At 73.5% G+C, this 25,941-nt stretch carries 26 protein-coding genes; 13 read left to right on the top strand and 13 right to left on the bottom strand.

Translation table 11 applies throughout. From position 1 onward, the window contains the following. Positions 1–77: 77 nt before the first annotated feature. Entirely contained in the window at positions 78–743 is a 666-nt protein-coding gene (locus ACRB68_RS03510; RefSeq protein ID WP_153530794.1) for a response regulator, read from the bottom strand. Then, positions 740–1,696: a sensor histidine kinase gene (locus ACRB68_RS41940; RefSeq protein ID WP_207709563.1), complete on the bottom strand. Its 957-nt coding sequence runs from the start codon at positions 1,694–1,696 to the stop codon at positions 740–742. Before ACRB68_RS41940 ends, ACRB68_RS03510 begins: the two co-directional genes overlap by 4 nt. A 134-nt stretch (positions 1,697–1,830) precedes the next feature. On the opposite strand from ACRB68_RS41940, the gene ACRB68_RS03500 reads away from it, so the two are divergent. From ACRB68_RS03500 to ACRB68_RS03485, 4 genes are all read left to right on the top strand, one after another. Further along, entirely contained in the window at positions 1,831–2,748 is a 918-nt protein-coding gene (locus ACRB68_RS03500) for an ABC transporter ATP-binding protein (RefSeq protein ID WP_153530792.1), read from the top strand. Next, positions 2,745–4,049 carry a DUF1349 domain-containing protein gene (locus ACRB68_RS03495; protein WP_153530791.1) on the top strand — a complete coding sequence of 435 codons (1,305 nt, stop codon included), beginning with the start codon at positions 2,745–2,747 and terminating at the stop codon, positions 4,047–4,049. The genes ACRB68_RS03500 and ACRB68_RS03495 overlap by 4 nt, the downstream gene beginning before the upstream one ends. Continuing rightward, a complete protein-coding gene (locus tag ACRB68_RS03490) occupies positions 4,049–4,807 on the top strand; it encodes an ABC transporter permease (protein ID WP_153530790.1) in 759 nt (252 codons plus the stop codon). Before ACRB68_RS03495 ends, ACRB68_RS03490 begins: the two co-directional genes overlap by 1 nt. Before the next feature lie 102 nt (positions 4,808–4,909). Further along, a complete protein-coding gene (locus ACRB68_RS03485; protein WP_153530789.1) occupies positions 4,910–6,493 on the top strand; it encodes a methyltransferase domain-containing protein in 1,584 nt (527 codons plus the stop codon). A 12-nt stretch (positions 6,494–6,505) separates the two neighbouring features. Here ACRB68_RS03485 and ACRB68_RS03480 read toward each other — a convergent pair whose 3' ends face one another. The 10 genes from ACRB68_RS03480 to ACRB68_RS03435 form a co-directional block, all read right to left on the bottom strand. Beyond that, entirely contained in the window at positions 6,506–7,015 is a 510-nt protein-coding gene (locus tag ACRB68_RS03480) for a hypothetical protein (RefSeq protein WP_153530788.1), read from the bottom strand. Positions 7,016–7,467: 452 nt separating this feature from the next. Next, positions 7,468–7,935: a GNAT family N-acetyltransferase gene (locus ACRB68_RS03475; protein ID WP_153530787.1), complete on the bottom strand. Its 468-nt coding sequence runs from the start codon at positions 7,933–7,935 to the stop codon at positions 7,468–7,470. A 45-nt stretch (positions 7,936–7,980) separates the two neighbouring features. Further along, complete coding sequence (locus ACRB68_RS03470; RefSeq protein WP_153530786.1) at positions 7,981–10,245, bottom strand: ATP-binding cassette domain-containing protein; 2,265 nt, start codon at positions 10,243–10,245, stop codon at positions 7,981–7,983. 51 nt (positions 10,246–10,296) lie between these two features. Then, positions 10,297–11,013, bottom strand: a complete 717-nt coding sequence (locus ACRB68_RS03465) for an urease accessory protein UreD (RefSeq protein ID WP_328593702.1) — start codon at positions 11,011–11,013, stop codon at positions 10,297–10,299. Then, positions 11,010–11,660 carry an urease accessory protein UreG gene (ureG, locus tag ACRB68_RS03460; RefSeq protein WP_153530784.1) on the bottom strand — a complete coding sequence of 217 codons (651 nt, stop codon included), beginning with the start codon at positions 11,658–11,660 and terminating at the stop codon, positions 11,010–11,012. Before ureG ends, ACRB68_RS03465 begins: the two co-directional genes overlap by 4 nt. 12 nt (positions 11,661–11,672) lie before the next feature. Further along, positions 11,673–12,347 (bottom strand): urease accessory protein UreF, encoded by a 675-nt coding sequence (locus ACRB68_RS03455; protein WP_207709562.1) that lies wholly within the window; start codon positions 12,345–12,347, stop codon positions 11,673–11,675. Continuing rightward, positions 12,347–14,062, bottom strand: coding sequence for an urease subunit alpha (locus ACRB68_RS03450; RefSeq protein ID WP_153530783.1), 1,716 nt, complete (start codon positions 14,060–14,062; stop codon positions 12,347–12,349). The genes ACRB68_RS03455 and ACRB68_RS03450 overlap by 1 nt, the downstream gene beginning before the upstream one ends. 95 nt (positions 14,063–14,157) lie before the next feature. Next, positions 14,158–14,469, bottom strand: coding sequence for an urease subunit beta (locus ACRB68_RS03445; protein ID WP_328593701.1), 312 nt, complete (start codon positions 14,467–14,469; stop codon positions 14,158–14,160). Further along, entirely contained in the window at positions 14,466–14,768 is a 303-nt protein-coding gene (locus tag ACRB68_RS03440; protein WP_328593700.1) for an urease subunit gamma, read from the bottom strand. The genes ACRB68_RS03445 and ACRB68_RS03440 overlap by 4 nt, the downstream gene beginning before the upstream one ends. 77 nt (positions 14,769–14,845) lie before the next feature. Then, complete coding sequence (locus ACRB68_RS03435; RefSeq protein ID WP_153530782.1) at positions 14,846–15,445, bottom strand: putative glycolipid-binding domain-containing protein; 600 nt, start codon at positions 15,443–15,445, stop codon at positions 14,846–14,848. Between the two features lie 76 nt (positions 15,446–15,521). On the opposite strand from ACRB68_RS03435, the gene dnaG reads away from it, so the two are divergent. The 6 genes from dnaG (at position 15,522) to efeB (ending at position 22,101) form a co-directional block, all read left to right on the top strand. Next, positions 15,522–17,387, top strand: a complete 1,866-nt coding sequence (gene dnaG / locus ACRB68_RS03430; RefSeq protein ID WP_328593699.1) for a DNA primase — start codon at positions 15,522–15,524, stop codon at positions 17,385–17,387. Between the two features lie 71 nt (positions 17,388–17,458). Continuing rightward, on the top strand, positions 17,459–18,604 hold the full coding sequence (rpoD, locus tag ACRB68_RS03425) for an RNA polymerase sigma factor RpoD (RefSeq protein WP_328594067.1): 1,146 nt from the start codon (positions 17,459–17,461) through the stop codon (positions 18,602–18,604). Positions 18,605–18,669: 65 nt separating this feature from the next. Further along, positions 18,670–19,038, top strand: a complete 369-nt coding sequence (locus tag ACRB68_RS03420) for a hypothetical protein (RefSeq protein ID WP_153530779.1) — start codon at positions 18,670–18,672, stop codon at positions 19,036–19,038. A gap of 39 nt (positions 19,039–19,077) precedes the next feature. After that, positions 19,078–19,548 (top strand): YbjQ family protein, encoded by a 471-nt coding sequence (locus tag ACRB68_RS03415; RefSeq protein ID WP_153530778.1) that lies wholly within the window; start codon positions 19,078–19,080, stop codon positions 19,546–19,548. A gap of 145 nt (positions 19,549–19,693) precedes the next feature. Continuing rightward, the gene (gene efeO / locus ACRB68_RS03410; RefSeq protein WP_153530777.1) at positions 19,694–20,836 is read left to right on the top strand and encodes an iron uptake system protein EfeO; all 1,143 of its coding nucleotides are present in this window, start codon (positions 19,694–19,696) and stop codon (positions 20,834–20,836) included. After that, positions 20,833–22,101 (top strand): iron uptake transporter deferrochelatase/peroxidase subunit, encoded by a 1,269-nt coding sequence (gene efeB / locus ACRB68_RS03405; protein WP_328593698.1) that lies wholly within the window; start codon positions 20,833–20,835, stop codon positions 22,099–22,101. Before efeO ends, efeB begins: the two co-directional genes overlap by 4 nt. Here the strand turns inward: efeB and ACRB68_RS03400 are convergent. Continuing rightward, entirely contained in the window at positions 22,098–23,348 is a 1,251-nt protein-coding gene (locus ACRB68_RS03400) for a molecular chaperone DnaJ (RefSeq protein WP_328593697.1), read from the bottom strand. The two genes, efeB and ACRB68_RS03400, sit on opposite strands and share 4 nt — an antisense overlap. 176 nt (positions 23,349–23,524) lie before the next feature. On the opposite strand from ACRB68_RS03400, the gene ACRB68_RS03395 reads away from it, so the two are divergent. The 3 genes from ACRB68_RS03395 (at position 23,525) to ACRB68_RS03385 (ending at position 25,916) form a co-directional block, all read left to right on the top strand. After that, on the top strand, positions 23,525–24,100 hold the full coding sequence (locus ACRB68_RS03395) for a TerD family protein (protein ID WP_328593696.1): 576 nt from the start codon (positions 23,525–23,527) through the stop codon (positions 24,098–24,100). A gap of 76 nt (positions 24,101–24,176) precedes the next feature. Then, positions 24,177–24,755, top strand: a complete 579-nt coding sequence (locus tag ACRB68_RS03390; RefSeq protein WP_153530774.1) for a TerD family protein — start codon at positions 24,177–24,179, stop codon at positions 24,753–24,755. 45 nt (positions 24,756–24,800) lie between these two features. Next, a complete protein-coding gene (locus ACRB68_RS03385; protein ID WP_153530773.1) occupies positions 24,801–25,916 on the top strand; it encodes a DUF475 domain-containing protein in 1,116 nt (371 codons plus the stop codon). Positions 25,917–25,941: the final 25 nt, after the last annotated feature.

The raw sequence follows: 25,941 nt of genomic DNA, 5'->3' as shown, positions 1-25,941 counted from the left end.
CCGCAGCAAGATCGTCGAACGCCGTCCGGGTGGACACGGGAGTTGTGGTGCAGATCACGCCCGCTGCCGGCGGCGGGTCAGCCGGCGCCGGTGCGGGGGACGACCAGGCCCGACTCGTAGGCGGTCACCACCGCCTGGACCCGGTCGCGCAGGCCGAGCTTGCGCAGCACCCGGCTGACGTGCGTCTTCACCGTCTCCTCGCCGATCACCAGCCGGGCGGCGATCTCGGGGTTGGACAGGCCCTCGGCGACCAGGCGCAGCACGTCGGTCTCGCGCGGCGTCAGCGCGGCGAGCGCGGGCGCGGCCGGGCGGGGCCGCAGCCGCGCGAACTCGCCGATGAGCCGGCGGGTGATGCCCGGCGCGAGCAGCGCCTCGCCGGCCGCGACGACGCGGACCGCGTCGAACAGCCGCTCGGCCGTGACGTCCTTCAGCAGGAAGCCGCTCGCGCCCGCCACCAGGGCGTCGTAGACGTGCTCGTCCAGGTCGAACGTGGTCAGCATGAGGACGCGCGCGGGCCCGCCGGCGGCGGTGATGCGGCGGGCCGCCTCGATGCCGTCCATCACCGGCATCCGCACGTCCATGAGCACCACGTCCGGATCCAGCTCGGCGCAGCGGCGGACGGCTTCGGCGCCGTCGGCGGCGGTCCCGGCGACCGCCAGGTCGGGCTGGGTGTCCAGCAGCGCGGCGAACCCGGCCCGCACGACCTCCATGTCGTCGGCGACGACGACCCGGATGGCGCTCATCGGTCTCCTCCCGTGGGCAGGACGGCCTCGACCAGGAAGCCGTTGGCGGGGGCGGGGCCGGTGCGCAGCTTGCCGCCGACCGTCGCGACGCGCTCGCGCATGCCGAGCAGCCCGTGCCCGTGCGGGCCGCCGGCCGGGCCCGGGCCGTTGTCGCGGACGCGCAGCCGCAGCTCGCCGTCCCCGTAGTCGACCTCGACGTCCACGGCCGCGCCCGGCGCGTGCTTGCGGGCGTTGGTCAGCGCCTCCTGCACGATCCGGTACGCCGTCAGCTCCAGCCCCGGGTCCAGCGGCGCGACCCGGCCGCGCACGATCAGCCGGGTCGCCGCGCCGCCCGACTCGCGCGCCCCGTCGACCAGGTCCAGCAGCTGCTCCAGCCCCGGCTGCGGGCGGCGCGTCGGCTCGGCGCCGGCGTCCTCGCGCAGCACGCCGAGCAGCCGGCGCATCTCGGTGAGCGCGGTGCGCGCGGTGTCGCCGATCGCCAGCAGCCGCTCGGCGCCGAGCGCGGGCATGCCGGGCGTGGCCAGCCGCGCCGTCTCGGCCTGCACCGAGATCATCGAGATGTGGTGCGCCACCACGTCGTGCAGCTCGCGGGCGATGCGGGCCCGCTCGCCGCGCGCGGTCAGCTCCAGCAGGGTGTCCTCGAACACCCGCTGGGAGGCGCGCCGGGCCGCCCGCTCCGCGCGCAGCCGCCGGTACCGGCGCCGCGCGAGCACGCCCCAGGCGAGGGCGGCGGCGGCCACCGCCGTCACCGCCGGCCACCCGTAGAGCGCGACCGTCAGCGCCGCCGTGACGGTGATCGCCGCTGCCGTGGCCGCCGTGGCCGGCAGCGCCAGCGGCGCCGTCGCGGCGAGGCCGACGGCGAGGGCGGCGGCCAGCAGCAGTCCCGGGTCGCTCGTGCGGAGCACGGCCTCGCCCGCGGCCAGGAGGCAGAGGACGACCGCGGTGCGCTTCACAGCCGCCATTGTGGCGGCAACGACCATGTCCTGGGGTCCCTCACGTGAGGGACATCGCGTCCCCCGGCGGGCGCCGGGAAAGACGGCTCCGCGGTGGGACGCCCCGGGATGGCCGGTTCCGTAGCGTTCCCGGCATGGAAGCGAGCATCGAAGTACGGGGCCTGCGCAAGCGGTACGGGCCCGCCCTCGCCGTCGACGACCTGACGTTCACCGTCCGGCCGGGGCAGGTCACCGGGTTCGTCGGGCCGAACGGCGCCGGCAAGTCCACCACCATGCGCATGATCCTCGGGCTGGACCGGCCCGACGCCGGCACCGCCCTGGTCGGCGGGCGGCCCTACCGGACGCTGCGCACCCCCCTCTGCGCGGTCGGCGCGATGCTCGACGCGTCGGCCGTCCACCCCGGCCGCAAGGCGCGCGACCACCTGCTCTGGCTGGCGCACTCCAACGGGCTGCCGGTGCGGCGCGTGGACGAGGTCCTCGCCGCGGTCGGCCTGGAGTCGGCCGCGCGGCGCCGCGCCGGCGGGTTCTCGCTCGGCATGCGCCAGCGCCTCGGCATCGCCGCCGCGCTGCTCGGCGACCCGCCGGTGCTGATGTTCGACGAGCCCGTCAACGGCCTGGACCCCGAGGGCATCGCGTGGATCCGCGGGCTGCTGCGGTCGCTGGCCGGCGAGGGCCGCGCCGTCCTGGTGTCCAGCCATCTCATGGGCGAGCTGGAGGGCAGCGCCGACCATCTCGTCGTCATCGGCCGCGGCCGGCTCATCGCCGACACCGGCGTGCGCGAGCTGCTGGCCGCCGCGTCCGGCGACCGCGTCGAGCTGCGCACCGGGCGGCGCGGCGAGGCGATGACGGTGCTGTCGCGGGCCGGCGCGACGGTCTCGGCCGGTGCCCGCGACACCCTCACCGTCGCCGGGCTGTCCGCCGAGCGGATCATCGCCGCGCTGACCGGCGCGGGCGTGGAGTTCTCCGGGATCACCGAGCACCGCGCGACGCTGGAGGAGGCGTACATGGAACTGACCCGCGACGCCGTCGAGCACCGGGCGGAGGCGTCATGACCGGCGACGACGGGTTCGCCCGGCTGCTGCGCGCGGAGTGGACCAAGCTGCGCACGGTGCCGCGCTGGGGGCTCACGCTCCTGGCCGCCGTCGCGCTGACGCTGCTGATCGCGGTGCTGTCCGCGTCGGGCGACATGCACAAGGGCGGCGGCGGGCCGGAGGCGCCCCCGGGCGCGCCGCGCAAGTTCGAGCTGCGCGACCTGCCGGCCGGCGGCACCGTGACGGCCCGCGTGGCCGCGCTGACCGCCGACCGGGCGTGGGCCAAGGCCGGGCTGATCGTCCGGCGCGGCGACCAGCGGCACGGCCCGCACGTCGCGATCATGGTGACGCAGGGGCACGGCGTGCGGATGCAGTCGGGCGGCGAGAACCGGGCCGCCGGCTCCGGCGGCGCGCCGCGCTGGCTGCGGCTCACCCGCGCCGGGACCACGGTCACCGGCTACGTCTCGGCCGACGGCCGCACCTGGCAGCGGGCCGGCCGGTTCACCGTCGGCGGCCTGACCGGCACCGTCCAGGCCGGGTTGTTCGTCGCCTCGCCCGACGACGTCAAGGTCGTGCGGCAGTTCGGCGGCGAGTCCATCAGCGGGCAGCCAACCGGGGACGGGAACCGGGCGTTCTTCGACAACGCCGCGATGACGCCCGCACCGGCCGCGCCCTGGCCGGCCGGGCGGATCGAGCTGGCGGGGGGCGGCGACATCGGGCCGGACCGCTTCGCCGGCGACGAGACGCGCCGCGCCCTGTCGGGCACCCTGATCGGGCAGGCCGCGATCATCGCGCTCGCGGTCCTGTTCGTCTCCGCCGAGTACCGGCGCGGGATGATCCGCACCACCTTCCTGGCCAGCCCCCGGCGCGGCCGGGTCCTCGCGGCCAAGGCCGTCGTGCTCGGCGCGGTCGCGGCGGCGGCGGGCCTGGCCGCCGGGTTCGGCTCCTTCCTGCTGGGCGGCGGGAACCTGCCGCCTCTGTCGGACGGCGCGGCGCTGCGGGCCCTGCTGGGCACCGGGCTGCTGTTCGGGGTCATCGCGCTGTTCGCGCTCGGCATCGGCGCGCTGGTCCGGCACGGAGCCGCCGCGATCACCATCGCGCTGGTGCTGCTGCTGGCGCCCTACATCGTGGCGACCGGGCTGCCGGTGTCGGCAGCGGTGTGGCTCGGCCGGCTCACCCCGGCCGCCGGGTTCGCGGTCCAGCAGACCATCGAGCGCTACGACACCGCGATCGGCCCCTGGGCCGGGCTCGGGGTGCTGTGCTGCTACGCCGCCGCCGCGCTCGGCGCCGCCGCGTGGCGGCTGCGGGCCACGGACGCGTGATGCGCGCGGAGTGGACCAAGCTGCGGACCGTCCCGAGCACGCCGTGGCTGCTGGCCGCGACCGCCCTCGCCCTGGTCGCGGTCGGCTACGCCGCCGTCGCCGGGGCGAGCACCGAGCACTGCCCGACGCCGGCCGAGTGCTTCGAGGACACCACCAGGCTGAGCCTGAACGGGGTCCGGCTGGCGCAGGTCATGGCGGCGGTGCTCGCCGTCCTCGCGGTCGGCGCCGAGTTCGGGACGGGCACGATCGCGCTCACGCTCACCGCCGAGCCCCGCCGGCTGCGCGTGCTGCTGGACAAGGCCGCCGTCCTCACCGCCGCCGTCGGCGCGGCGGGGACGGCCGGCGTGGCCGGCTCGCTGCTGGTCGGCCGCGCCGTCCTGCCGGGCCACGGCTTCGCCGCGCCCGACCTCACCGACGGCACGACCTTGCGGGCGGCGGCCGGGACCGTCCTGTACCTGGTCCTGATCGCGCTGCTCGCGCTCGGCCTCGGCACCGCGCTGCGCGACAGCGCGGGCGGCATCACCGCCGTTCTGGCGCTGCTGTTCCTCTCCCCGGTCCTCAGCCAGCTCGTCAAGGACAAGGACTGGCACGCCCGCCTGGAGAAGTACACGCCGATGCCCGCCGGCCTGGCCGTCCAGGCGACCGAACGGCTGAACACGCTGCCGATCGGCCCGTGGAAGGGGCTCGGCGTCCTGGCCTGCTATACCGCCGCCGCCCTGGTCCTCGGCGGCTTCGCGCTCACCCGCCGCGCCGTCTGACGGCCCGCAGGGGCGGCCCCCGTTTGCCATAACAGCAAATCTTCTCGCCAAAACGGCGACCGCTGATGCACCTTGAGCGCACACGAGGGGAGAGGAAACACGATGAACGAGGCTTACGACGTAGTGGTGGTCGGCGGCGGGTCCGCCGGGCTCAGCGGGGCGCTGGCGCTGGCGCGGGCCCGCCGGTCGGTGCTGGTGGTGGACGCCGGCGACCCGCGCAACGCCCCCGCCGGCCACGTGCACAACTACCTGGGCCGCGAGGGCACGCCGCCCGCCGAGCTGGTGGCGGCCGGGCGTGACGAGGTGACCCGGTACGGGGGCGAGATCGTCACCGGCCGCGTCGAGTCCGCCGCGAAGCTGGGCGACGGCTTCACCGTGACCCTGGACGACGGCCGCGAGGTGCGGGCACGCCGCCTGCTGGTGACGACGGGGCTGACCGACGAGCTGCCCGACGTGCCCGGCCTGGCCGAGCGCTGGGGCCGCGACGTGCTGCACTGCCCGTACTGCCACGGCTGGGAGGCCCGCGACCGGCGGATCGGCGTCCTCGCCACCGGGCCGCTCGCCATCGCCCAGGCGAACCTGTGGCGGCAGTGGAGCCCGCAGGTGCTGCTGCTCCAGCACGGCGCGCCGGCGCCGGACGCCGAGCAGGCCGAGCGGCTCGCCGCGCGGGGCATCGCCGTCGTGGACGGCCCCGTCGCGGGCCTGGAGGTGACCGGCGACGCGCTCACCGGCGTCCGGCTCGCCTCGGGCGAAACCGTCGCGCTGGACGCGCTCGTCGTCACCACGCGCCTCACCGCGCGCGGCGGCGTGCTGGAATCGCTCGGGCTGAAGCCGGAGGAGGTGCAGATCGAGGGGCACGTCATCGGCGAGGCCGTCCCCACCGGCCCGGCCGGGGCCACCGCCGTGCCCGGCGTGTGGGCGGCGGGCAACGTGACCGACCCGTTCGCGCAGGTCATCACGGCCGCGGCGGCGGGCCTCGCCGCCGGCGCGGCGATCAACGCCGACCTCGTCGCCGCGGACACCCGCGCCGCCGTCGACGATCACCGCCACCAGGCGCGCATCATGTTCGAGGCGGACGCCTGGGAGGAGCGCTACCGCGCCCGCCCGGCGGTGTGGAGCGGCAACCCCAACCCCCGGCTCGTCGCCGAGGCCGCCGATCTGCCGCCCGGCCGCGCCCTCGACATCGGCTGCGGCGAGGGCGCCGACGCCATCTGGCTCGCCGGGCGAGGCTGGCAGGTGACGGCGGCCGACATCTCCGCCACTGCCCTGGAACGGGCCGCCGCCCACGCCGCGGCCGCCGGCCCGCAGATCGCGGACCGCATCACCTGGACGCACGCCGACCTGCGCGAACAGCCGCCCGCCGCCGCCTCCTACGACCTGGTGACCGCGCAGTACATGCACCTGCCGTCCGAGCCCCGCCGCGAGCTGTTCGCCCGCCTGGCCGACGCCGTGGCCCCGGGCGGCACCCTCCTGATCGTCGGCCACCACCCGTCCGACCTGTGGACCCCGGTCCGCCGGATGCACTTCCCGGACATGATGTACACCGCCGAGGAGGTCGCCGCCTCCCTCGACCCCGCCGCCTGGGAGATCCTGGCCGCCGACTCCCGCCCCCGCACCGCGACGACCCCGGAGGGCCGCGACGTCACCATCCACGACGCCGTCCTGTTCGCCCGCCGCCGCTCCTGACGCCGGGCCCGCTCAGGAGGTGATGAGAAGGTCGGCGATGAGGCCGGTGGTCTGGCTGACGGGGGTGCCCTGAAGGCACTGCAGGACGCTGGTGAGGTAGCTGGTCCCGGCGGTGGTCTTGGTCGCGGTGGCGCCCGTGAACAGGCCGCCGGTGACGGTCCCGGTGAAGACGACGGTCTGCTCGGCGATGGTCGGGGGGTTCCAGGCGACGGTGCTGGTGCCGCCGCCGGCCCAGGTGATGGTCTCGGTGGTGGCGGGCCCGGTGGTGAGGTTGACGCAGGACAGCGGCAGGGTCATCGAGGTGGCCCCGGTGCCGGCCGGGCCGACCGTGCACGTGCTGTAGGTGTCGGTGCTGGTGACGGCGACCGGCTGGGAGACGTTGGTCACCGCCGGGCTGTAGGTCCGGGTGAACGTGCCGGAGCAGTGGGCGTCGACGATCGCGGCGTGCGCCGTGTGCGGGACGGCCGCGCCCGCGGTGGCGAGGGTGAGGGTGGCGAGAGCGGACAGTGCCTTCGTGCGCATCGAGGTCTCCTCGCTGGGGCCGGCGCTCAGCAGCCGGTGGTGGTGTCGCCGCGGAGGAAGGCGGCTCGGACCGACCGGAGCGCGGCGACCGTGCCCGGCGAGACGAGCACGAACGCTTCCGCACGGCCCGTTCCTCGCAGAGGGCTCACGAGACGGCGTCGGGACATGCTTCCTCCCAAGCGGACACCGCGCCGAGCACCCACGGACGTCGGCACGGTGCTTTCGAAGCAGGCCCCATCGCCCGGTTCGGGATCCCGGGCGGCTGCGGGGCTCACCGCCAGTCGACCACAACCAGACCAGGAATCAAGAGGAGTCTCGAACCGGGCTTCCCTCCCCGGCCGGCGGCTCGGGGGTTGCCCGGTAAGGCGGCGACGTCATGCGCCCGCTTCCCGGCCGCCCTGCTCACAGGGCGGCCGGGAAGCGGGACAACTTCATCCCAGGCGAGGCGAGGCTCAGGCCGGGGCGTCTGTTCTGGTCAGGTCCAGCTTGAAGCCCTCGTGGCTGCGGTCGAAGCCCAGGGAGGTGTAGAAGCGGTGGGCGTCCGCGCGCCGTTTGTTGCTGGTCAGCTGGACCAGCGTGCAGCCCTGGTCACGGGCGCGGGCGATCGCCGCGGTGACCAGGTGGCGCCCCAACCCGCGGCCCCGCAGGTCGGGGCGCACCCGGACGGCTTCCAGCTGGGCGCGTTCCGCACCGCCGTGGCCGAGGCCGGGGATGCGGGTGAGGTGGAGGCAGCCGACGACGCCGAGCTCCTCGTCTTCCAGGACCAGCAGCTCGTTGCGAGGATCGGACGCGATCGCGGCGAACGCGCGCCGGTGCGCGTCGCCGATGTGCACCTCGGACGGATCCATGACCGCGTCCTCGTGTTCGATCAGGGCCACCACCGCGGCCAGGTCGCCCGGTTCCGCCACGCGTACCGGCATGCTCCGCCCCTTTCGTGATCTGTTCCGATGGTCCTCGCGCCGGGATCAGCCGAGGTAGGCGCGCAGGTGGCGGGCGGTGAGGGTGCCCGCGTCCGCCACCAGGGCGGCGGGGGTGCCGGTGAAGACGACCCGGCCGCCGTCGTGGCCGGCGCCCGGGCCGAGGTCGATGATCCAGTCGGCGTGCGCCATGACGGCCTGGTGGTGCTCGATGACGATGACGGTGTTGCCGTCGTCGACCAGGCGGTCCAGCAGGGCCAGCAGCTTGTCCACGTCGGCCAGGTGCAGGCCGGTGGTCGGCTCGTCCAGGACGTAGACGGTGCCCTTGTCGGCCATCTGGATCGCCAGCTTCAGCCGCTGGCGCTCGCCGCCCGACAGGGTGGACAGCGGCTGCCCGAGGCTGAGGTAGCCGAGGCCGACGTCGGCCAGGCGGGCCAGGATCCGGTGCGCGTTGCCGGAGGGGAAGAACTCCAGCGCCTCGGCGACCGGCATGGCGAGGACCTCGGCGATGTTCTTGCCGCGCAGCGTGTAGGTGAGCACCTCGGGGGTGAAGCGGCGGCCCTCGCACTCCTCGCAGACCGACGCGACGCCCGCCATCATCGCCAGGTCGGTGTAGACGAGGCCGAGGCCCTTGCAGTTGGGGCAGGCGCCCTCGGAGTTGGCGCTGAACAGGGCCGGCTTGACCTTGTTGGCCTTGGCGAACGCGGTGCGGATCGGGTCGAGCAGGCCGGTGTAGGTGGCCGGGTTGCTGCGCCGCGACCCCTTGATGGCGGACTGGTCGACCACCACCACGCCGTCGCGGCCCGGCAGGGAGCCGTGGACGAGGCTGCTCTTGCCCGACCCCGCGACGCCGGTGACGACGGTGAGGACGCCGAGGGGGATGTCGACGCTGACGTCCTTGAGGTTGTGCCGGGTCGCGCCGGTGATGGAGATGTGGCCGGCGGCCGGGCGCGGCTCGGCGCGCAGCCGGGCGCGGTGGTCCAGATGGCGGCCGGTCAGGGTGTCGGAGGCGCGCAGGCCCGCCACGTCGCCGGTGTAGCAGATCCGCCCGCCGGCGGTGCCCGCGCCGGGCCCGAGGTCGACGACGTGGTCGGCGATCGCGATCGTCTCGGGCTTGTGCTCGACGACCAGGACGGTGTTGCCCTTGTCGCGCAGCCGCAGCAGCAGCGCGTTCATCCGCTCGATGTCGTGCGGGTGCAGGCCGACCGTCGGCTCGTCGAACACGTAGGTGACGTCGGTGAGGCTGGAGCCGAGGTGGCGCACCATCTTCACCCGCTGCGCCTCGCCGCCCGACAGGCTGCCGGAGGTGCGGTCCAGGCTGAGGTAGCCGAGGCCGATCTCGACCAGGGAGTCCAGGGTGCCGGTCAGCGTGGCCAGCAGCGGCCGGACGGACTCGTCGTCGATGCCGCGGACGAAGCCGGCCAGGTCGCTGATCTGCATGGACGCGCAGTCGGCGATGTTGCGGCCGTCGATCTTGGCCGAGAGCGCGGCCTGGTTCAGCCGGCTGCCGCCGCAGGCCCGGCACTCGGTGAAGGTGACCGCGCGGTCGACGAACGCGCGGATGTGCGGCTGCAGCGACTCGCGGTCCTTGCCCAGGTAGAGCCGCTGGACCTTGACGACCAGGCCCTCGTAGCCGAGGTTGCTCTTGCCCACCTTGACCTTGGTGCCGGCCTTGTACAGGAAGTCGTCCCACTGCTGAGGCGTGTAGTCCTTGAGCTTGGCGTCCGGATCCACGAACCCGGACTGGGCGTAGATCTGCACGTACCAGCTGTCGGCGGTGAAACCGGGCACCTTGATCGCGCCCTCGCTCAGGGACAGCTCCCGGTCCACCAGCTCGTCGACGTCGATCTGCGAGGCGCGGCCGAGGCCCTCGCAGTCGGGGCACATGCCCTCGGCCAGGTTGAAGCTGAACGCGCCGGAGGTGCCCACGTGCGGGGTGCCGAGGCGGCTGAACAGGATCCGCAGCATGGTGTGCGCGTCGGTGGCGGTGCCGACGGTGGAGCGGGCGTTGGCGCCCATCCGCTCCTGGTCGACGACGATCGCGGTGCTGAGGTTGCGCAGCGCGTCCACCTCGGGCCGGCCGAGGCTCGGCATGAACGACTGCACGAACGTGCTGTAGGTCTCGTTGATCAGGCGCTGCGACTCGGCCGCGATGGTGCCGAACACCAGCGAGGACTTGCCCGAGCCCGACACCCCGGTGAAGACGGTGAGCCGCCGCTTGGGGATGTCGAGCGAGACGCCGGTCAGGTTGTTCTCCCGGGCGCCGCGCACCTCGATGACGTCGTGCCGGTCCGCCTCGTGCCGCTGGTCCATCCGCCGCCCCCATAACTCCGTACAGCCTATGGAATTTCTGTCGGGGTCAGCCTAGGGCATGCCGGTGACAAAATCCTCGCCCTCGTCCAGGAGGCGCCGCAGCCCGGCGGAGTCGGCCGCGACGGCGGTGATCAGAACGCCGGGCCCGGCGAGCGGCAGCACCGCCAGACCCGCGGCGGCGTACGGCTCGCGGCCGAGGCCGGGCCCGGCCAGCAGGACGCTGCCCGCGGCGCCCGCGTCGCCGAGGACCGCGGGCCCGGCGTACCGGTCGGCGATCCGCAGCTCGTGCCGCAGCAGGGCGACGCCGTCCACGGTGACGTCGAACCGGCCGGTGTGGCGTCCCGGGGGCTCGCGGTGGCGGCCGAGGACCAGCTCCTCCCGCCACCGCAGCGTCGCGTCCCCGGCGAGGGCGATCTCGGCGGCGGCGCGGTGGTCGCAGCCGCGCGCCGCGACCGTGGGCTCGGGCGCGAAGTCCAGCCGGCCGCCCGCGCCGACCTCGGCGCGCACCGTCATCCGCGACGCGCCGTCGCCGGGCAGCGCGACCGCGGTGGCGGCCGAGCGGACCGCCAGCCGGGCGCCGGGCCCGACCCGCAGCTCCAGCTCCAGGTCGTCGCCGCCGAGCGGGCCGGCCGCCGCGCCCACCAGGTGGACGGCGCCGGCGGCCTCGCGCAGCGCGAGCGGCCCGTCCGAGCGCAGCCGGGTCAGCCGGGTGACGCCGTCCGCGCAGGTGGCGGTGACGGCGGCGCGGGCGGTGTAGGACCTGGTCACCAGGTGCGCAGGGCGTCGCGGACCCAGCCGGCGACCTCGGGCGCGCCGGGCTGCTCGCGCAGGCTGGTGAACGCGACCGGCTTGCCGTCGCGGACCTTCGCGGCGTCGCGGCCCATCACCGCCAGGTCGCTGCCGACCAGCGGCGCCAGGTCGGTCTTGTTGATCACCAGCAGGTCGGCGGCGGCGACGCCGAGGCCGCCCTTGCGCGGGACGTCGTCGCCGCCCGCCACGTCCAGCACGAAGATCTGCCGGTCGGCCAGGCCCCGGCTGAACAGCGCGGTCAGGTTGTCGCCGCCGCTCTCCACGATGACCAGGTCGAGCCCGGGGTGGCGCGCCTGCAGCGCCTCCACCGCGTCCAGGTTGGCCGAGATGTCGTCGCGGATCGCGGTGTGCGGGCAGGCGCCGGTGCGCACGGCGGTGATCCGGTCGTCGGGCAGCACCGCCTCGCGGCGCAGGAAGTCGGCGTCCTCGGTGGTGTAGATGTCGTTGGTGACGACCGCGACCTCCAGTTCGCCGCGCAGCGCGCGGCAGAGCGCGGCGGTGAGAGCGGTCTTGCCGCTGCCGACGGGGCCGCCGATGCCGAGGCGCAGGGGGCGGCCGTGCGCGGGGGCGGCGTCGTGCGGGTCGTGCTCATGGTGCTCGCCCATGGGGTCTCCTCGTCAGGATTCAAAGAGGCGCAGATCGGCGCGCAGGTGCAGTTCGGCGTAGATGTCGAGCAGGGGAGCGGAGGCGGCGGGCAGCGCCGTCCAGGGGCCGTCCGTGCAGGCGGCGGCCTTGGCGGCGACGGCGTCCACGTCCTCGGCCAGGGCGGCGAGGGCGCGGTTGACCTCCAGCGGGTCCAGGCCGAGCAGCCGGACGCCGGCGGACGCCCCACCCGTCACCGCGTTGTAGGCGGTGACGGCGGCGGCCTCGTGCGGTGTCCCGCCCAGTGAGGCGGTGGCCGCGCCGAGGACGAGCGGATGGTGCGGGCCGTCCGGCGAGACGACGGCCAGGGCCTCCAGAGCGCGCGCGGGCCATGTCGTCCGGGCGACCCGCAACAGGGACCTGCCCTGCGCGCGCGCTGCCTTGCGCTGTGCGGGCGACGGAGTGCGGGCATCGGCCTCGGCGTCCAGCAGCGCCCACGCATCGCCGCCTTCCAACGCGTGCGCGCAGGCGGCGGCGGCGAGTGCGGCGGCCACCAGCCCCGACGTGGCCAACCGCCCCCGCAGGAAGTCCGCCAAGGCCGGGACGTCACCGATGACGCCCGCCGACACCGCCGGCTCCACCCCGCCCGAATGGGCGTGGCCCCCGGCGGGCAGCCGGGAATCGGCCAGCAGCAGCAGCGAAGCGCGCATCAGAACAGGAAGTACCGCTGGGCCATCGGCAGCTCGCGCGCGGGCGCGGGCTCCACCACATCGCCGTCGATCCGCACGGTGAAGGTGTCGGGCTCGACCTCGATGCGCGGCAGCGCGTCGTTCAGCGGCATGTCCGTCTTGCCGAGCCCCCGGGTGTCCTTCACCGGGACCAGCGCGCGGCGGACCGCGAGCCGGTCGGCCAGGCCGTCCTCCAGCGCGGCGGGCGACACGAAGTGCAGCGACGCCGACGCGGCGACCGGCGGCGCGGCGCCGAACATCGGGCGCGGCAGCACCGGCTGCGGCGTCGGGATGGAGGCGCCGGCGTCGCCCATCATCGCCCAGGCGATCATCCCGCCCTTCAGTACCACCTGCGGGCGGACGCCGAAGAACGCCGGGTCCCACAGCACCAGGTCGGCGAGCTTGCCCGGCTCGACCGACCCGATCTCGCCGTCCAGCCCGTGCGCGATCGCCGGGTTGATCGTGTACTTGGCGACGTAGCGGCGCGCCCGCAGGTTGTCGGCGGGGCCCGCCAGCGCGCCGCGCCGCAGCTTCATCGCGTGCGCGGTCTGCCAGGTGCGGATCACCGTCTCGCCGATCCGGCCCATCGCCTGCGAGTCCGACCCGATCATCGAGATCGCGCCGAGGTCGTGCAGCACGTCCTCGGCCGCCATCGTCGTCGGCCGGATGCGCGACTCGGCGAACGCCAGGTCCTCGGGCACCGAGGGGTTCAGGTGGTGGCACACCATGAGCATGTCCAGGTGCTCGTCCAGGGTGTTCACCGTGTGCGGGCGGGTCGGGTTCGTCGAGGACGGCAGCACGTTCGGGTGCGCGGCGACCGTGATGATGTCGGGCGCGTGCCCGCCGCCCGCGCCCTCGGTGTGGTAGGCGTGGATCGAGCGGCCCGCGACCGCGCCGAGCGTCGACTCGACGTACCCGGCCTCGTTCAGCGTGTCCGAGTGCAGCGCCACCTGCACGCCCGAGGCGTCCGCGACGCGCAGGCACGCGTCGATCGCGGCGGGCGTGGAGCCCCAGTCCTCGTGCAGCTTGAAGCCCGACGCGCCCGCCCGCAGCTGCTCCCACAAGGCGTCCTGCGACACGGTGTTGCCCTTGCCGAGCAGCGCCACGTTGACCGGGTGGCCGTCCAGCGCCTCCAGCATCCGGCCGAGGTACCAGGCGCCGGTCACCGTGGTCGCCTTGGTGCCCTCGGCGGGGCCGGTGCCGCCGCCGATCAGCGTGGTGACGCCCGCGCCGAGCGCCTCGTCCAGCAGTTGCGGGCAGATGAGGTGCACGTGCGAGTCGACCGCTCCCGCGGTGAGGATCTTGCCGTTGCCGGCCAGCACCTCGGTGCTCGGGCCGATCACCAGGTCGGGGTGGACGCCGTCCATCGTGTCGGGATTGCCGGCCTTGCCGAGCGCGGTGATCCGGCCATCGCGCACGCCCACGTCGGCCTTGACCACGCCCCAGTGGTCCAGCACCACCGCCCCGGTGATCACCAGGTCGGGCGCGCCCTCGGCGCGGGTGGCGCGGGCCTGGCCCATCGACTCGCGGATCACCTTGCCGCCGCCGAACACCGCCTCGTCGCCGGCGCCCGCCGGGCCGCGGCTGCGGTCCTCGGTCACCTCGACGAACAGGTCGGTGTCGGCGAGCCGGATCCGGTCGCCGGCGGTCGGCCCGTACAGCTCCGCGTAGCGGGCCCGCGATATCTCAGTGCTCATTGGCTCGCCTCCGCTCGCCGCTTCGCGGGCCTCTTTCGCGGCGGCTTCCCTCGTCGCTCGTCCCTCGCTCCTCAGTCCAGCCGCCGCGGGCCCGCTCAGTCATCCAGGGCTCCCGCCGGGTCGAGGCGCAGGCCCGGGACGATCCGGCGCCCGGCGAGCGGCACCAGCGCCACCTCGCGGACCAGCCCCGGCTCGAACCGGACCGCGGTGCCCGCCGGGACGTCCAGCCGGGTGCCCCGGGCCGCCTCCCGGTCGAACTCCAGCGCCGGGTTGGCGTCGGCGAAGTGGTAGTGCGACCCGACCTGCACGGGCCGGTCGCCGGTGTTGACGACGGTCACCGCGACGCGCGGCCGCCCGGGGTTCAGCTCCACCGGCTCCGCGCCGGGGACGATCTCGCCCGGGATCACGGGATGGGCCGGTGTACGGTGACGAGCTTGGTGCCGTCGGGGAAGGTCGCCTCCATCTGGACCGAGTCCAGCATCTCCGGTATGCCCTCCATGACGTCGTCGCGGGTCAGCACGGTCCGGCCGGACTCCATCAGCTCGGCCACCGAGCGTCCGTCCCGCGCGCCCTCCATGATGTGCACCGCGATGATCGCGGTCGCCTCCGGGTGGTTCAGCCGCAGGCCGCGCGCCCGCCGGTCCCGGGCCACCTGGGCGGCCACGTGGATCAGCAGGCGCTCCTGTTCACGGGGGGAGATCTGCACGCCCCGACGCTAGCGACAGGCCCGGCGGCGGCGGAACGCCCGGCGAACCTTGTTTACAGGGACTTCACAAACCAAGATCACACCCGGCGGCCGATCGAGGGGTAGTCCAGCACCAGGCCGTCCGCCCCGAACACGATCTCCTCGCTGAACCGCTCGCTGCGGTAGCGGACCACGGACCGGTCGCCGTCGCGCCGCAGGAACTCGTACACCTGCCGCGACGGCAGCACCGCCAGGTCCGGCACCGACACCCACGCCATCAGGTGCTCCAGCGGCCCGCCTCCCTCCAGCAGCCCCGAACGCAGCACCGGCATGGAGTTGGTCAGCGGCGACAGCCCGAGGTCGCAGTCCAGCGCGCCCGCCAGCGCCGTCGCGTCGCCGCCCGGCGGCCGCAGTGCCACATGGCCCTCGGCGCGCGCGTTCACCGTCCACTCGCCCTCGGGCCGGTTGAGCAGTTCCAGCCGCCGCTGCCACGGCCCCGTCTCGGCGTCCTCCCCGTGCGCCTGCACGAGGAGCCGCGCCGTGACGTACCGGTCGCCGGTCGTCAGCTCGTACTCCAGCCGGTACGGCAGCGGGTCGCCGCCGACGGCCGTCCCGGTCGCGTCCAGCCGCCCCGCCCCCAGCGCGACCTCGGCCAGTTCGGCGCCCGCGGGCTTCACCCACACCAAGGATCTGGTCATGCCCCTCAGTCTGTCCGGCAGCGGCGGGGTCACACCGGGCCCTGGCTGTCGTAGGGCGAGATTAGACTCCGTGGTCGTGGCAGGCCGGATTCGCAATGAGGACATCGCGCTCGTACGCGAGCGGTCACCCATCCACGAGGTGGTGGGTGAGTACCTGCAACTGCGCAACGCGGGCGGCGGGAACCTCAAGGGGCTCTGCCCGTTCCACGACGAGAAGTCCCCCTCGTTCAACGTGACCCCCGCGCGCGGGCTCTACCACTGCTTCGGCTGCGGGGCGGGCGGCGACGTCATCAAGTTCGTCCAGGAGATCGACCACCTGTCGTTCTCCGAGGCCGTCGAGCGGCTGGCGGGCAAGGCCGGCGTCCAGCTGCGCTACGAGGAGGGCGGCTACACGCCCCGCCAGGACGGCGGGCAGCGCGCCCGGCTGCTCGCGGCGCACAAGGCCGCCGCCGAGTACTACGCCGAGCAGCTCGCCTCGCCCGAGGGGGCGATCGGCCGCAAGTTCCTGTCCGAGCGCGGCTTCGAGAACGCCGACGCCGCCCGGTTCGGGGTGGGCTTCGCGCCGCGCGAGTGGGAGGCGCTCGTGCGGCACCTGCGCGGCCGCGGCTTCGCCGACCAGGAGATGATCACCGGCGGGCTGGCCCGGGAGGGCCGGCGCGGCCCGATGGACCGGTTCCGCGGCCGGCTGATCTGGCCGATCCGCGACCTGTCGGGCGACGTCATCGGCTTCGGCGCGCGCCGCCTCTACGACGACGACGAAGGCCCCAAGTACCTCAACACCCCTGAGTCGCCGCTCTTCCACAAGGGCAACGTCCTCTACGGCGCCGACCTGGCCAAGAAGGAGATCGCCCGGCGGCGGCAGGCCGTGGTGGTCGAGGGCTACACCGACGTGATGGCCTGCCACCTGTCGGGCGTGCCGACCGCGATCGCGACCTGCGGCACCTCGTTCGGCGACGAGCACATCAAGGTGCTGCGGCGGCTGCTGATGGACCAGGACGAGTTCCGCGGCGAGGTGATCTTCACCTTCGACGGCGACTCGGCCGGGCAGAAGGCCGCGCTGCGCGCCTTCGCCGACGAGCAGAAGTTCGTCACCCAGACCTTCGTGGCCGTGCAGCCCGACGGCCTGGACCCCTGCGACCTGCGCATCCGGCACGGCGACGCGGCCGTGCGCGACCTGGTCGCCTCCCGCCTGCCGCTGTTCGAGTTCGCCGTGCGCAACGCGATCGAGGGCAAGAACCTCGACACCGCCGAGGGGCGCCTGGCCGCCCTCGACGCCGCCGCGCCGGTGGTGGCGGGCATCAAGGACCGGTCGCTGCGCCAGATGTACGCGGTCAGCCTGGACCGCTGGCTCGGCATCATGGACGAGCAGTTCGTGCTGCGCCGGGTCCGCGAGCTGACGGCGCGCGGCCGCGGCCGTCCGGGCCAGGCGGCGCAGGCCCCCATCGTGGAGCGGCCGTCCTACGACCCGAACGACCCCGAGGTGCAGCGCGAGCGGGAGCTGCTGAAGCTGGCGCTGCAGCGGCCCGGCGTGCTCGGGCCGGTCTTCGACGGGGTGCCGGCCGAGGTCTACATCGCGCCGCCGCACGCCGAGGTGCGCGCGGTGATCGCGGCGGCGGGCGGGGTGACGGCCGCGGGCGGCGACGCCGAGTGGGTCGCGCTGCTCCTCGAGCACGCCCCGAACGAGCAGGTCAAGGGGCTGATAACGCGCCTCGCAGTGGAGCCGGTGCACTCCGCGCATGAATCGGGTGACCGGTATGCCGTAGAACTGCTGGCCCGTATCCAGGAGAGGCAGCTCACCAGGCAGATCGCGGACGTCAAGTCTAAACTCGGGCGGCTGAATCCGGTCGAGCAGGCCGAGGAGTATGCGCGCCTGTTCGGCGATCTTGTCGCGCTTGAGCAGCAGCGACGGGTGATGCGCGAGCGCGGGCTTGGAAGCCAGTAAGTCAAGGGACAGCAAAATAGGTCCTGTGATCTAGGGCCGGGCTGACGCACACTGTCCACGTGGGCCCTTCGGTGCTGCCAAGCGAGGCGCCATCGGTTGACCAGGTGGCGGACCTTGTCGCACGTGGCAAAGAGCGCGGCGGTGTGACCGTCGAAGACGTCGCTGCCGCACTCGATCGCTCCGACTTGCCGGACGATTCCCTGGAGAAGATCGTCCGAATGCTCGCCGAGCAGGGGGTGGAGGTCCTCGAGTCTCCTCACGAGACCGAGGACGTCCAGCGGGCGGACGAGGGAGACCTCGGCAAGCGGGCGCCAACGAGCGACCTGGTTCGGATCTACCTGCGGGAAATCGGTCGCGTACCGCTCCTCACGGCAGAAGATGAAGTCGAACTGGCAAAATCGATCGAGGCGGGACTTTTCGCCGAGGAGAAGCTGGCGCACACCGCCGTCCTCTCCCGCGCGAAAACACTCGACCTCGAACTGCTCTCCCGCGAGGGAATGCGGGCGAAGCAACGTCTGATCGAGGCGAACCTGCGCCTGGTCGTCTCGATCGCCAAACGCTACGTGGGCCGGGGAATGCTGTTCCTCGACCTGATTCAGGAGGGAAATCTCGGACTGATCCGCGCGGTCGAGAAATTCGACTACACCAAGGGATTCAAGTTCTCCACCTACGCGACATGGTGGATCCGCCAGGCGATCACCAGGGCGATCGCGGACCAGGCCCGGACCATCCGGATCCCGGTCCACATGGTGGAGACCATCAACAAGCTGGTCCGGGTGCAGCGCCAGCTCCACCAGGACCTCGGCCGCGAGCCGGCGCCCGAGGAGATCGGCCTGGAGATGGGCCTGTCGGCGGTCCGCGTGGTGGAGATACAGCGCATCGCCCAGGAGCCGGTGTCGCTGCAGTCGCCGATCGGCGAGGAGGACTCCGACCTCGGTGACTTCATCGAGGACTCCGACGCCGTCGTGCCGATCGAGGCGGCGGCGTTCATCCTGCTCCAGGACCAGCTGGAGGACATCCTCGGCACGCTGTCGGACCGGGAACAGCGCATCATCCAGCTGCGCTTCGGCCTGACCGACGGGCACCCCCGCACGCTCGAGGAGGTCGGCCGCGAGTTCGGCGTGACCCGGGAACGGATCCGCCAGATCGAGTCCAAGACGCTGGCCAAGCTGCGCCACCCGTCGCGGGCGCAGATGCTGCGCGAATACCTCGATTAGGCGCTCTCGCGGGACGCCCCGGCCTACGGGAGGAGAGGCCGGGGGCGTCCCGTAGGGTGCGCGCCATGAGCATCGAGACCACCCCGGCCGCCCCCTCGCTGGACGGGCGGCGTTTCCGCGCGGTCGCCGACGTCGTCGGCGGCGAGATCGCGCCCGCGACCCTGTTCACCTACCACGAGACCGGCGGTGAGATCTGGGGCGAGTACGACGGCGGCGCGATCCGCCGCGGCTTCCTGGTCGGGACGCGCCGCGGCGACGTCCTGGACTTCCGCTACAGCCAGCTGAACGACAAGGGCGAGACCTCCGGCGGGCACTGCGTCTCGGCCGTCACCGTGCTGCCGGACGGCCGGCTGCGGCTGGACGAGGAGTGGGCGTGGGAGTCCAGGCGGGGGTCGGGCACCAGCGCCGTGGAGGAAGTGGGCGAACCGGGATGACGGTGCGGAATGTCGGTTCCGTCGATTACCGTAAGGCGCATGCTGATCGTGACGACTGACGGCCTGGCCGGGTACGACATCCGCAACGTACTCGGCGAGGTCCTGGGGACGGCCGTCCAGGCGAACCCGGGCCCGGCGGGCGGCCCCTCCTCGCCGAGCAGCTCGACCTTCCGGGTGACGGGGGAGCAGGCCGGCGTCGGTCTCGCCGCGGCCCGCCGCGAGGCGATCGAGCGCCTCGCCGAGGACGCCCGGCGCCGGGGCGCCAACGCCGTGGTGGGGATGGGCTTCGACACCGCCCTGCTCGCGGGCGGCGGCCACGAGGTCTGCGCCTACGGCACCGCCGTGTGGGCCGAGCAGCCGCAGCACACCGGCTACCCCGCCCATCAGCAGCACCAGCAGCAGTACCCGCCGCACCACCAGCCGGTGCCGCCCTACGGCGAGCCGCAGCCGGGCGGCCCGCCGATGGCCGCGCGCAACCTCACCATCGGCCTGCACGACCGGCCGCGCTGAACCGCGGCACGGGCCGATCGCGCTGGATGATCTCCGCTGGTGACCGGTGTGATGGGTCACTGTCGTGCGCGCGACTTGACTAACTCAGGGCAGGCTTAGCTAATTTAGGCGAGCCTAACCATATGTGCCCTGTCCTGGAGTCCCCATGCGCCCTGCCTCCGTCCTCGCCCTCACCGGCGTGGCGACCGTCTCGCTGTCCCTGCTCTCCGCGTGCGGCGGTGACGACGGCAAGGACGCGGGCAAGGGGAACGGGGACGCGGTCGCGATCACCGCGACCGACTCCACCTGCGAGGTGGCGAAGAAGGACCTGAAGGCGGGCAAGACCACCTTCCAGATCACCAACAAGGGCTCCAAGGTCAACGAGTTCGAGGTGACCAAGCCCGACGGCAAGGTCCTGTCCGAGCGGGAGAACATCGGCCCCGGCACCACCGTCGACTTCGTGGTCAACCTGCAGGCCGGCACCTACAAGCTGCTGTGCAGCCCCGGCCAGACCGGCAAGGGCCCGACCCAGGACGTCACCGTCACCGGTGCGGCCGCCGGCGCCGGCGACCCGCGCCTGACCAAGGCCGCCGAGGACTACAAGGCCTACGTCGTCGCCAACGTCGACGACACGATCGCCAAGACGCGGCGGTTCGCCGCCGCCGTGAAGGCCGGCGACGTGGCCAAGGCCAAGAGCCTGTACGCGCCGTCGCGGGTCGGCTGGGAGACCATCGAGCCGGTGGCCGAGAAGTTCGGCGACCTGGACCCGAAGATGGACGCCCGCGAGGCCGACCTGAAGCCGGAGGAGAAGAAGGACTGGTCCGGCTGGCACCTGCTGGAGAAGGCCCTGTGGGTGGACGGCTCGGTCAAGGGCAAGGAGAAGTACGCCGACCAGCTGATCAAGGACCTGGAGGACCTGAAGTCGCGGCTGCCGGGCCTGGCCATCGACCCGGTGAACGACATGGCCGCCGGCGCCAACGAGCTGCTCACCGAGGTCGCGACCGGCAAGGTCACCGGTGAGGAGGAGGCCTTCAGCCACACCGACCTGGTCGACTTCAAGGCCAACGTGGACGGTGCCAAGAAGATCTACGACCTGCTGAAGCCGGTCGTCCAGGAGAAGGACGCCCAGCTCGCCCAGGACCTCGACAAGCAGTTCGCCAATGTCGAGGAGCTGCTGGGCAAGTACGCCGAGGGCGACGGGTACGTCTCCTACGACAAGGTCGGCAAGGCCGACCGCAAGAAGCTCGCCGACGCGGTGAACGCGCTCGGCGAACCCCTCTCCAAGCTCGCGGGAGTGATCGGGAAGTGACCGAGGCCGATCGGAACACCGGGGAGTCCGCCGCTCAGGGGCGCGCGCCCCTCTCACGGCGCCGCATGCTCGGCTTCTCCGGCGCGAGCCTGCTCGTCGGCGCCGCCGCCGGCGCCGGGCTGGACCGCGTCGCCGCCGCCGAGGAGAACCGCGCGCCCGGCGCGGACGCGATCGCCTTCCACGGCCCGCACCAGGCCGGCATCGCCACCCCGGTGCAGGATCGGCTGCACTTCGCCACGTTCGACGTGATCACCGACGACCGCGCCCGCCTGGTCCGGCTGCTCAAGGAGTGGACCGCCGCCGCGGCGGCGATGACCCAGGGCCGCCCGGTCGGGGCGGGCGCGGTCGGCGGCCCCGCCGTCGCGCCGCCCGACGACACCGGCGAGGCGCTCGGCCTGCCGCCGTCCCGGCTCACCCTGACGATCGGGTTCGGGCCGACGCTGTTCGACAAGGACGGCAAGGACCGGTTCGGGCTGAAGGCCAGGCGGCCCGCCGCCCTGGCCGACCTGCCGCACTTCCCGGGCGACAACCTCGACCCCGACCGCAGCGGCGGCGACATCGCCGTGCAGGCGTGCGCCGACGACCCGCAGGTCGCCGTGCACGCCATCCGCAACCTGGCCCGCCTCGGGTTCGGCGTGGTCGCGGTCCGCTGGTCCCAGCTGGGGTTCGGCAAGACCTCCTCCACCACGCCCGACGCGCAGACCCCGCGCAACCTGTTCGGGTTCAAGGACGGCACCGAGAACATCTCCGGCGGCGACGCCGCCGCGCTGGACGAGCACGTGTGGGCGGGCAAGGGCGACGGCGCGGACTGGATGGCGGGCGGCTCCTACCTGGTGGCGCGCCGCATCCGGATGCACATCGAGACCTGGGACCGCACCCCGCTGCGCGAGCAGCAGGACGTCTTCGGCCGCGACAAGCGCGAGGGCGCGCCGGCCGGCAAGGCCAAGGAGCGCGACAAGCCCGACCTGTCGAAGATGAAGCCGGACGCGCATGTGCGCCTCGCCCACCCCGACAGCAACGGCGGCTCGCGCATCCTGCGGCGCGGCTACTCCTTCACCGACGGCACCGACGGCCTCGGCCGGCTGGAGGCGGGCCTGTTCTTCATCGCCTTCCAGCGCGACCCGCGCACCGGGTTCATCCGGGTGCAGCGCAACCTGGCGACCGACGCGATGAACGAGTACGTCCAGCACGTCGGATCCGGGGTGTTCGCGTGCCCGCCGGGTGTCCGCGAAGGCGGGTACTGGGGCGAGACGCTGTTCGCCTAGCCGTGGCCCTGCGCGCGCTCGGAGCGGATGCGGGTGACCACGTCGCCCGCCTCCGTCCTGATCGACTCCAGCTCCTGAAGGTAGGCCCAGTAGTCGGGATGGGCGCCGGTGAGGCGCCCGGGGGCCTGCTCCAGCCGGGCGACGAGGCCGTCCAGCACCCGCACGTGGTGCGGGGCCGGGCCGCCCGGCTGCGCCATGGCGAGCCGCTGCGCGTCGCGGACGGCGAACCGGGCGGTCTCGGCGGGCCGGTCCGGGTCGGCGGCCGCCGCGTCCAGTTCGGCGACACGGCCGGTGACCTGCCCGGCGCGGCGGTCGGCGGCGTTCAGTTCGGTGCGGGCCGCGGTGAGGGCCTGCTGCGCCTGCTTCCACTCGGAACGGGACACGTGCGCGGACGCCTCGTCCAGCCGCTCGCGCGCGCGCTCAACGCCCGCCTGGATGGATTCCGGCGCTCCGCGCAGATCCTGCCAGCACGCCTGCGAATAACCCCGCAGAAGCTTCTTCATGGCCTCCTGGACGGGGCCGACGCGTCCGGCGACCATCTCCACCCGCGTGCGGACCGAGGTGAGGGAGTTGCGCGTCTTCTCGGCCATGCGCGGAAGTTCCGCGGCGGCCTCGCGTGCGCTCTCGGCGATCCGCCGGATCTCCTCGGCCTTGTCGATCGCCCCGTTCAGCCCCAGTCCGCCGAGCCCCTGCGAGCCCAGCAGCGCGAGGCCCTCCTTGGCGCGGTTCAGCTCGGCCTCGGGGTCGCTCGCGTCCATCCCGGCCGCGCGGCCGGCGTTGACGGCCTCCTCGGCCGCCGCGACGGCCTCGCGCGCCGCCGCCAGCTTCGGCGGGAGCCGGTCCAGCGCGGCCTCCAGCCGCGTCATCCGGGGCGCCAGCCGCTCGGCGAACCCGTTCAGATCCGCGTTGATCTTGCGCAGCCGCTCGGTGACGGCGGCGAACCCGCGGCGCGCGGCGTCCCAGTCGGCCGCCGACCGGTCCCGGCCGTCGAAGGGATGGGCGTCCACCACCGCGATGTAGGCGAGGGAGGCGGCGTCGGCGGCCTCGGACAGGGCCGCGAACTCGCGCCGCGCGGGCGCCGCGGCCTCGGCGTCCAGGTCGGCGAAGACGGTGACCCGGCCCTGCAGGTACTTCTGCGCCTGGTCCATGTCGTAGAAGGCCGTCGCGGCCGTCTCCTTGGCCTCGGCCGCGCCGTCCGCAGCGGCGCCGTCGCGCCCGCGGCGCCGCTGGTCGCCCGCTCCCCGCACCGCTGCCTCCTCTCGCCTGCCCCCCAGTCTCGCGCAGCCCGGCCGGTGCCTTCACCTGGCCCGGGTGAGCGGGACCTCATAAGGGATCATTGGGGAACGGATAGCATCACTGCAACGTCGGTATGGGTGGGGCGCCGGGTCCGGCGCCCGTTCAGACATGCGATCTTGGAGGCACAGTGGGCGTCAGCCTGAGCAAGGGCGGCAACGTCTCCCTCACCAAGCAGGCGCCGGGGCTCAGCGCGGTCACCGTCGGCCTCGGCTGGGACCTGCGCACCACCACCGGCACCGACTTCGACCTGGACGCCTCGGCGCTGGTGCTGGACGCGAGCGGCAAGATCGTCACCGACCAGCACTTCGTCTTCTTCAACAACCTGCGCACCCCCGACGGCGGCGTCGAGCACACCGGCGACAACAAGACCGGCGCGGGCGAGGGCGACGACGAGCAGATCAAGGTCAACTTCGGCGCGCTGCCCGACCTGGCCGAGCGGGTGGCGTTCGCGGTGTCGATCTACGACGCCGACAGCCGCGGGCAGAACTTCGGCCAGGTCCGCAATGCCTACATCCGGGTGGTCAACCAGGGCGACGGCGCCGAGATGGCGCGCTACGACCTGTCGGAGGACGCCTCCACCGAGACCGCCATGGTGTTCGGCGAGCTCTACCGGAACGGCACCGAATGGAAGTTCCGCGCGGTCGGACAGGGGTACGCCTCCGGTCTGGCCGGAATCGCCATGGACTTCGGCGTCAACCTCTGACCCAGCGGTACCGGCACCACAGCAGCACCAGCACCCCGCATTCACCACCAGTGACTCACACAGGGAGTTGTCGAACATGGGAGTATCGCTCGCCAAGGGCGGGAACGTCTCGCTGAGCAAGGCCGCCCCCAACCTCACCGCGGTCACCGTCGGCCTCGGCTGGGACGTGCGGGCGACCACGGGGGCCGATTTCGACCTCGACGCCTCGGCGCTGCTGCTCGGCGCCGACGGCAAGGTCATGTCGGACCAGCACTTCGTGTTCTTCAACAACCTCAAGAGCCCCGAGGGCTCGGTCGAGCACACCGGCGACAACCTCACCGGCGAGGGCGAGGGCGACGACGAGTCCATCAACGTCGACCTGACCGGCGTGCCGCCCCAGTGCGAGCGGATCGTCTTCCCGGTGTCGATCTACGACGCCGACAAGCGCGGCCAGAACTTCGGCCAGGTCCGCAACGCCTTCATCCGCATCGTCAACCGGGCCGACAACAACGAGCTGGCCCGGTTCGACCTGACCGAGGACGCCTCCACCGAGACGGCGATGGTCTTCGGCGAGCTGTACCGGCACGGCGGGGAGTGGAAGTTCCGCGCCGTCGGCCAGGGCTACGCCTCCGGCCTCGCCGGCATCGCCATGGACTTCGGCGTCAACGTCGGCTGATCGCCGGCCACCGGCCGGCGCCCCGCCCCGAACAGAGAAACCCACATGATTCTTCGCACCTTCGGGTGGTCCTTCGCGGTCACCGCCGTCGGCCTGCTGGCCGCGTTCGTCTACGGCAACGGCACCGGCCTGGCGCTCGTCGCCGTGCTCGCCGTCCTTGAGATCTCGCTGTCGTTCGACAACGCCGTGGTGAACGCCAAGGTGCTGGACCGGATGAGCCCGTTCTGGCAGAAGATCTTCCTCACCGTGGGCATCGCGATCGCGGTGTTCGGCATGCGGCTGCTGTTCCCGCTGGTCATCGTGGGGCTGACCGCCGACCTCGGCCCGGTCCAGGCGTTCGACCTGGCGCTGAACGACCATGAGCGCTACCGGCACATCATGGACGACGCGTACCCGATGATCGCGGCGTTCGGCGGCGTGTTCCTGATGATGCTGTTCCTGGACTTCGTGTTCGAGGAGCGCGCCGACAAGTGGCTGCCGTGGCTGGAGAAGCCGCTCGCCCGCATCGGCAAGCTGGACCAGCTGTCGGTGGTCGTGGCGGGCGGCTCGCTGGCGCTGGTCTCCTGGCTGTGGGCCGAGAACACCGGCCAGGTCATGATCTCCGGTGTGCTCGGCATGGTGACCTACATCCTGGTCAACGGGCTCGGCGAGCTGTTCGCCGAGGCCGGCGACGACGACGAGGACGACGAGGACGGGGACGGGGAGGGCGCCGGGGAGGCCGCGCGGACCGGCGGCCCGAGCGCGCTCGCGCTGGCCACCGGCAAGGCCGGCTTCTTCCTGTTCCTCTACCTGGAGGTGCTGGACGCCTCGTTCTCCTTCGACGGCGTCATCGGCGCCTTCGCGATCAGCACCGACCCGATCATCATCGCGCTCGGCCTCGGCATCGGCGCGATGTACATCCGGTCCCTCACCGTCTTCCTGGTCCGCAAGGGCACCCTGCACGAGTACGTCTACCTGGAGCACGGCGCGCACTGGGCGATCGGCGCGCTGGCGGTCTGCATGCTGGTCAGCGTCGGCCACCACGTGCCCGAGTGGCTGACCGGCGGGACCGGCGCGGGCCTGATCATCGCGGCGTTCGCCAGCTCGGTGCTGCGCAACCGGGGCGGCGGGGCGGACGCGGTGTCCGGCGGAGACAAGCAGTTGCACTCGACCGGGGTCTGACCCCGCGGACACGGCAAAGGAGCCG

Source organism: Actinomadura macrotermitis (assembly GCF_009604375.1).
Lineage (GTDB): Bacteria > Actinomycetota > Actinomycetes > Streptosporangiales > Streptosporangiaceae > Spirillospora > Spirillospora macrotermitis.
This window is presented reverse-complemented; position numbering and strand designations above follow the sequence as displayed.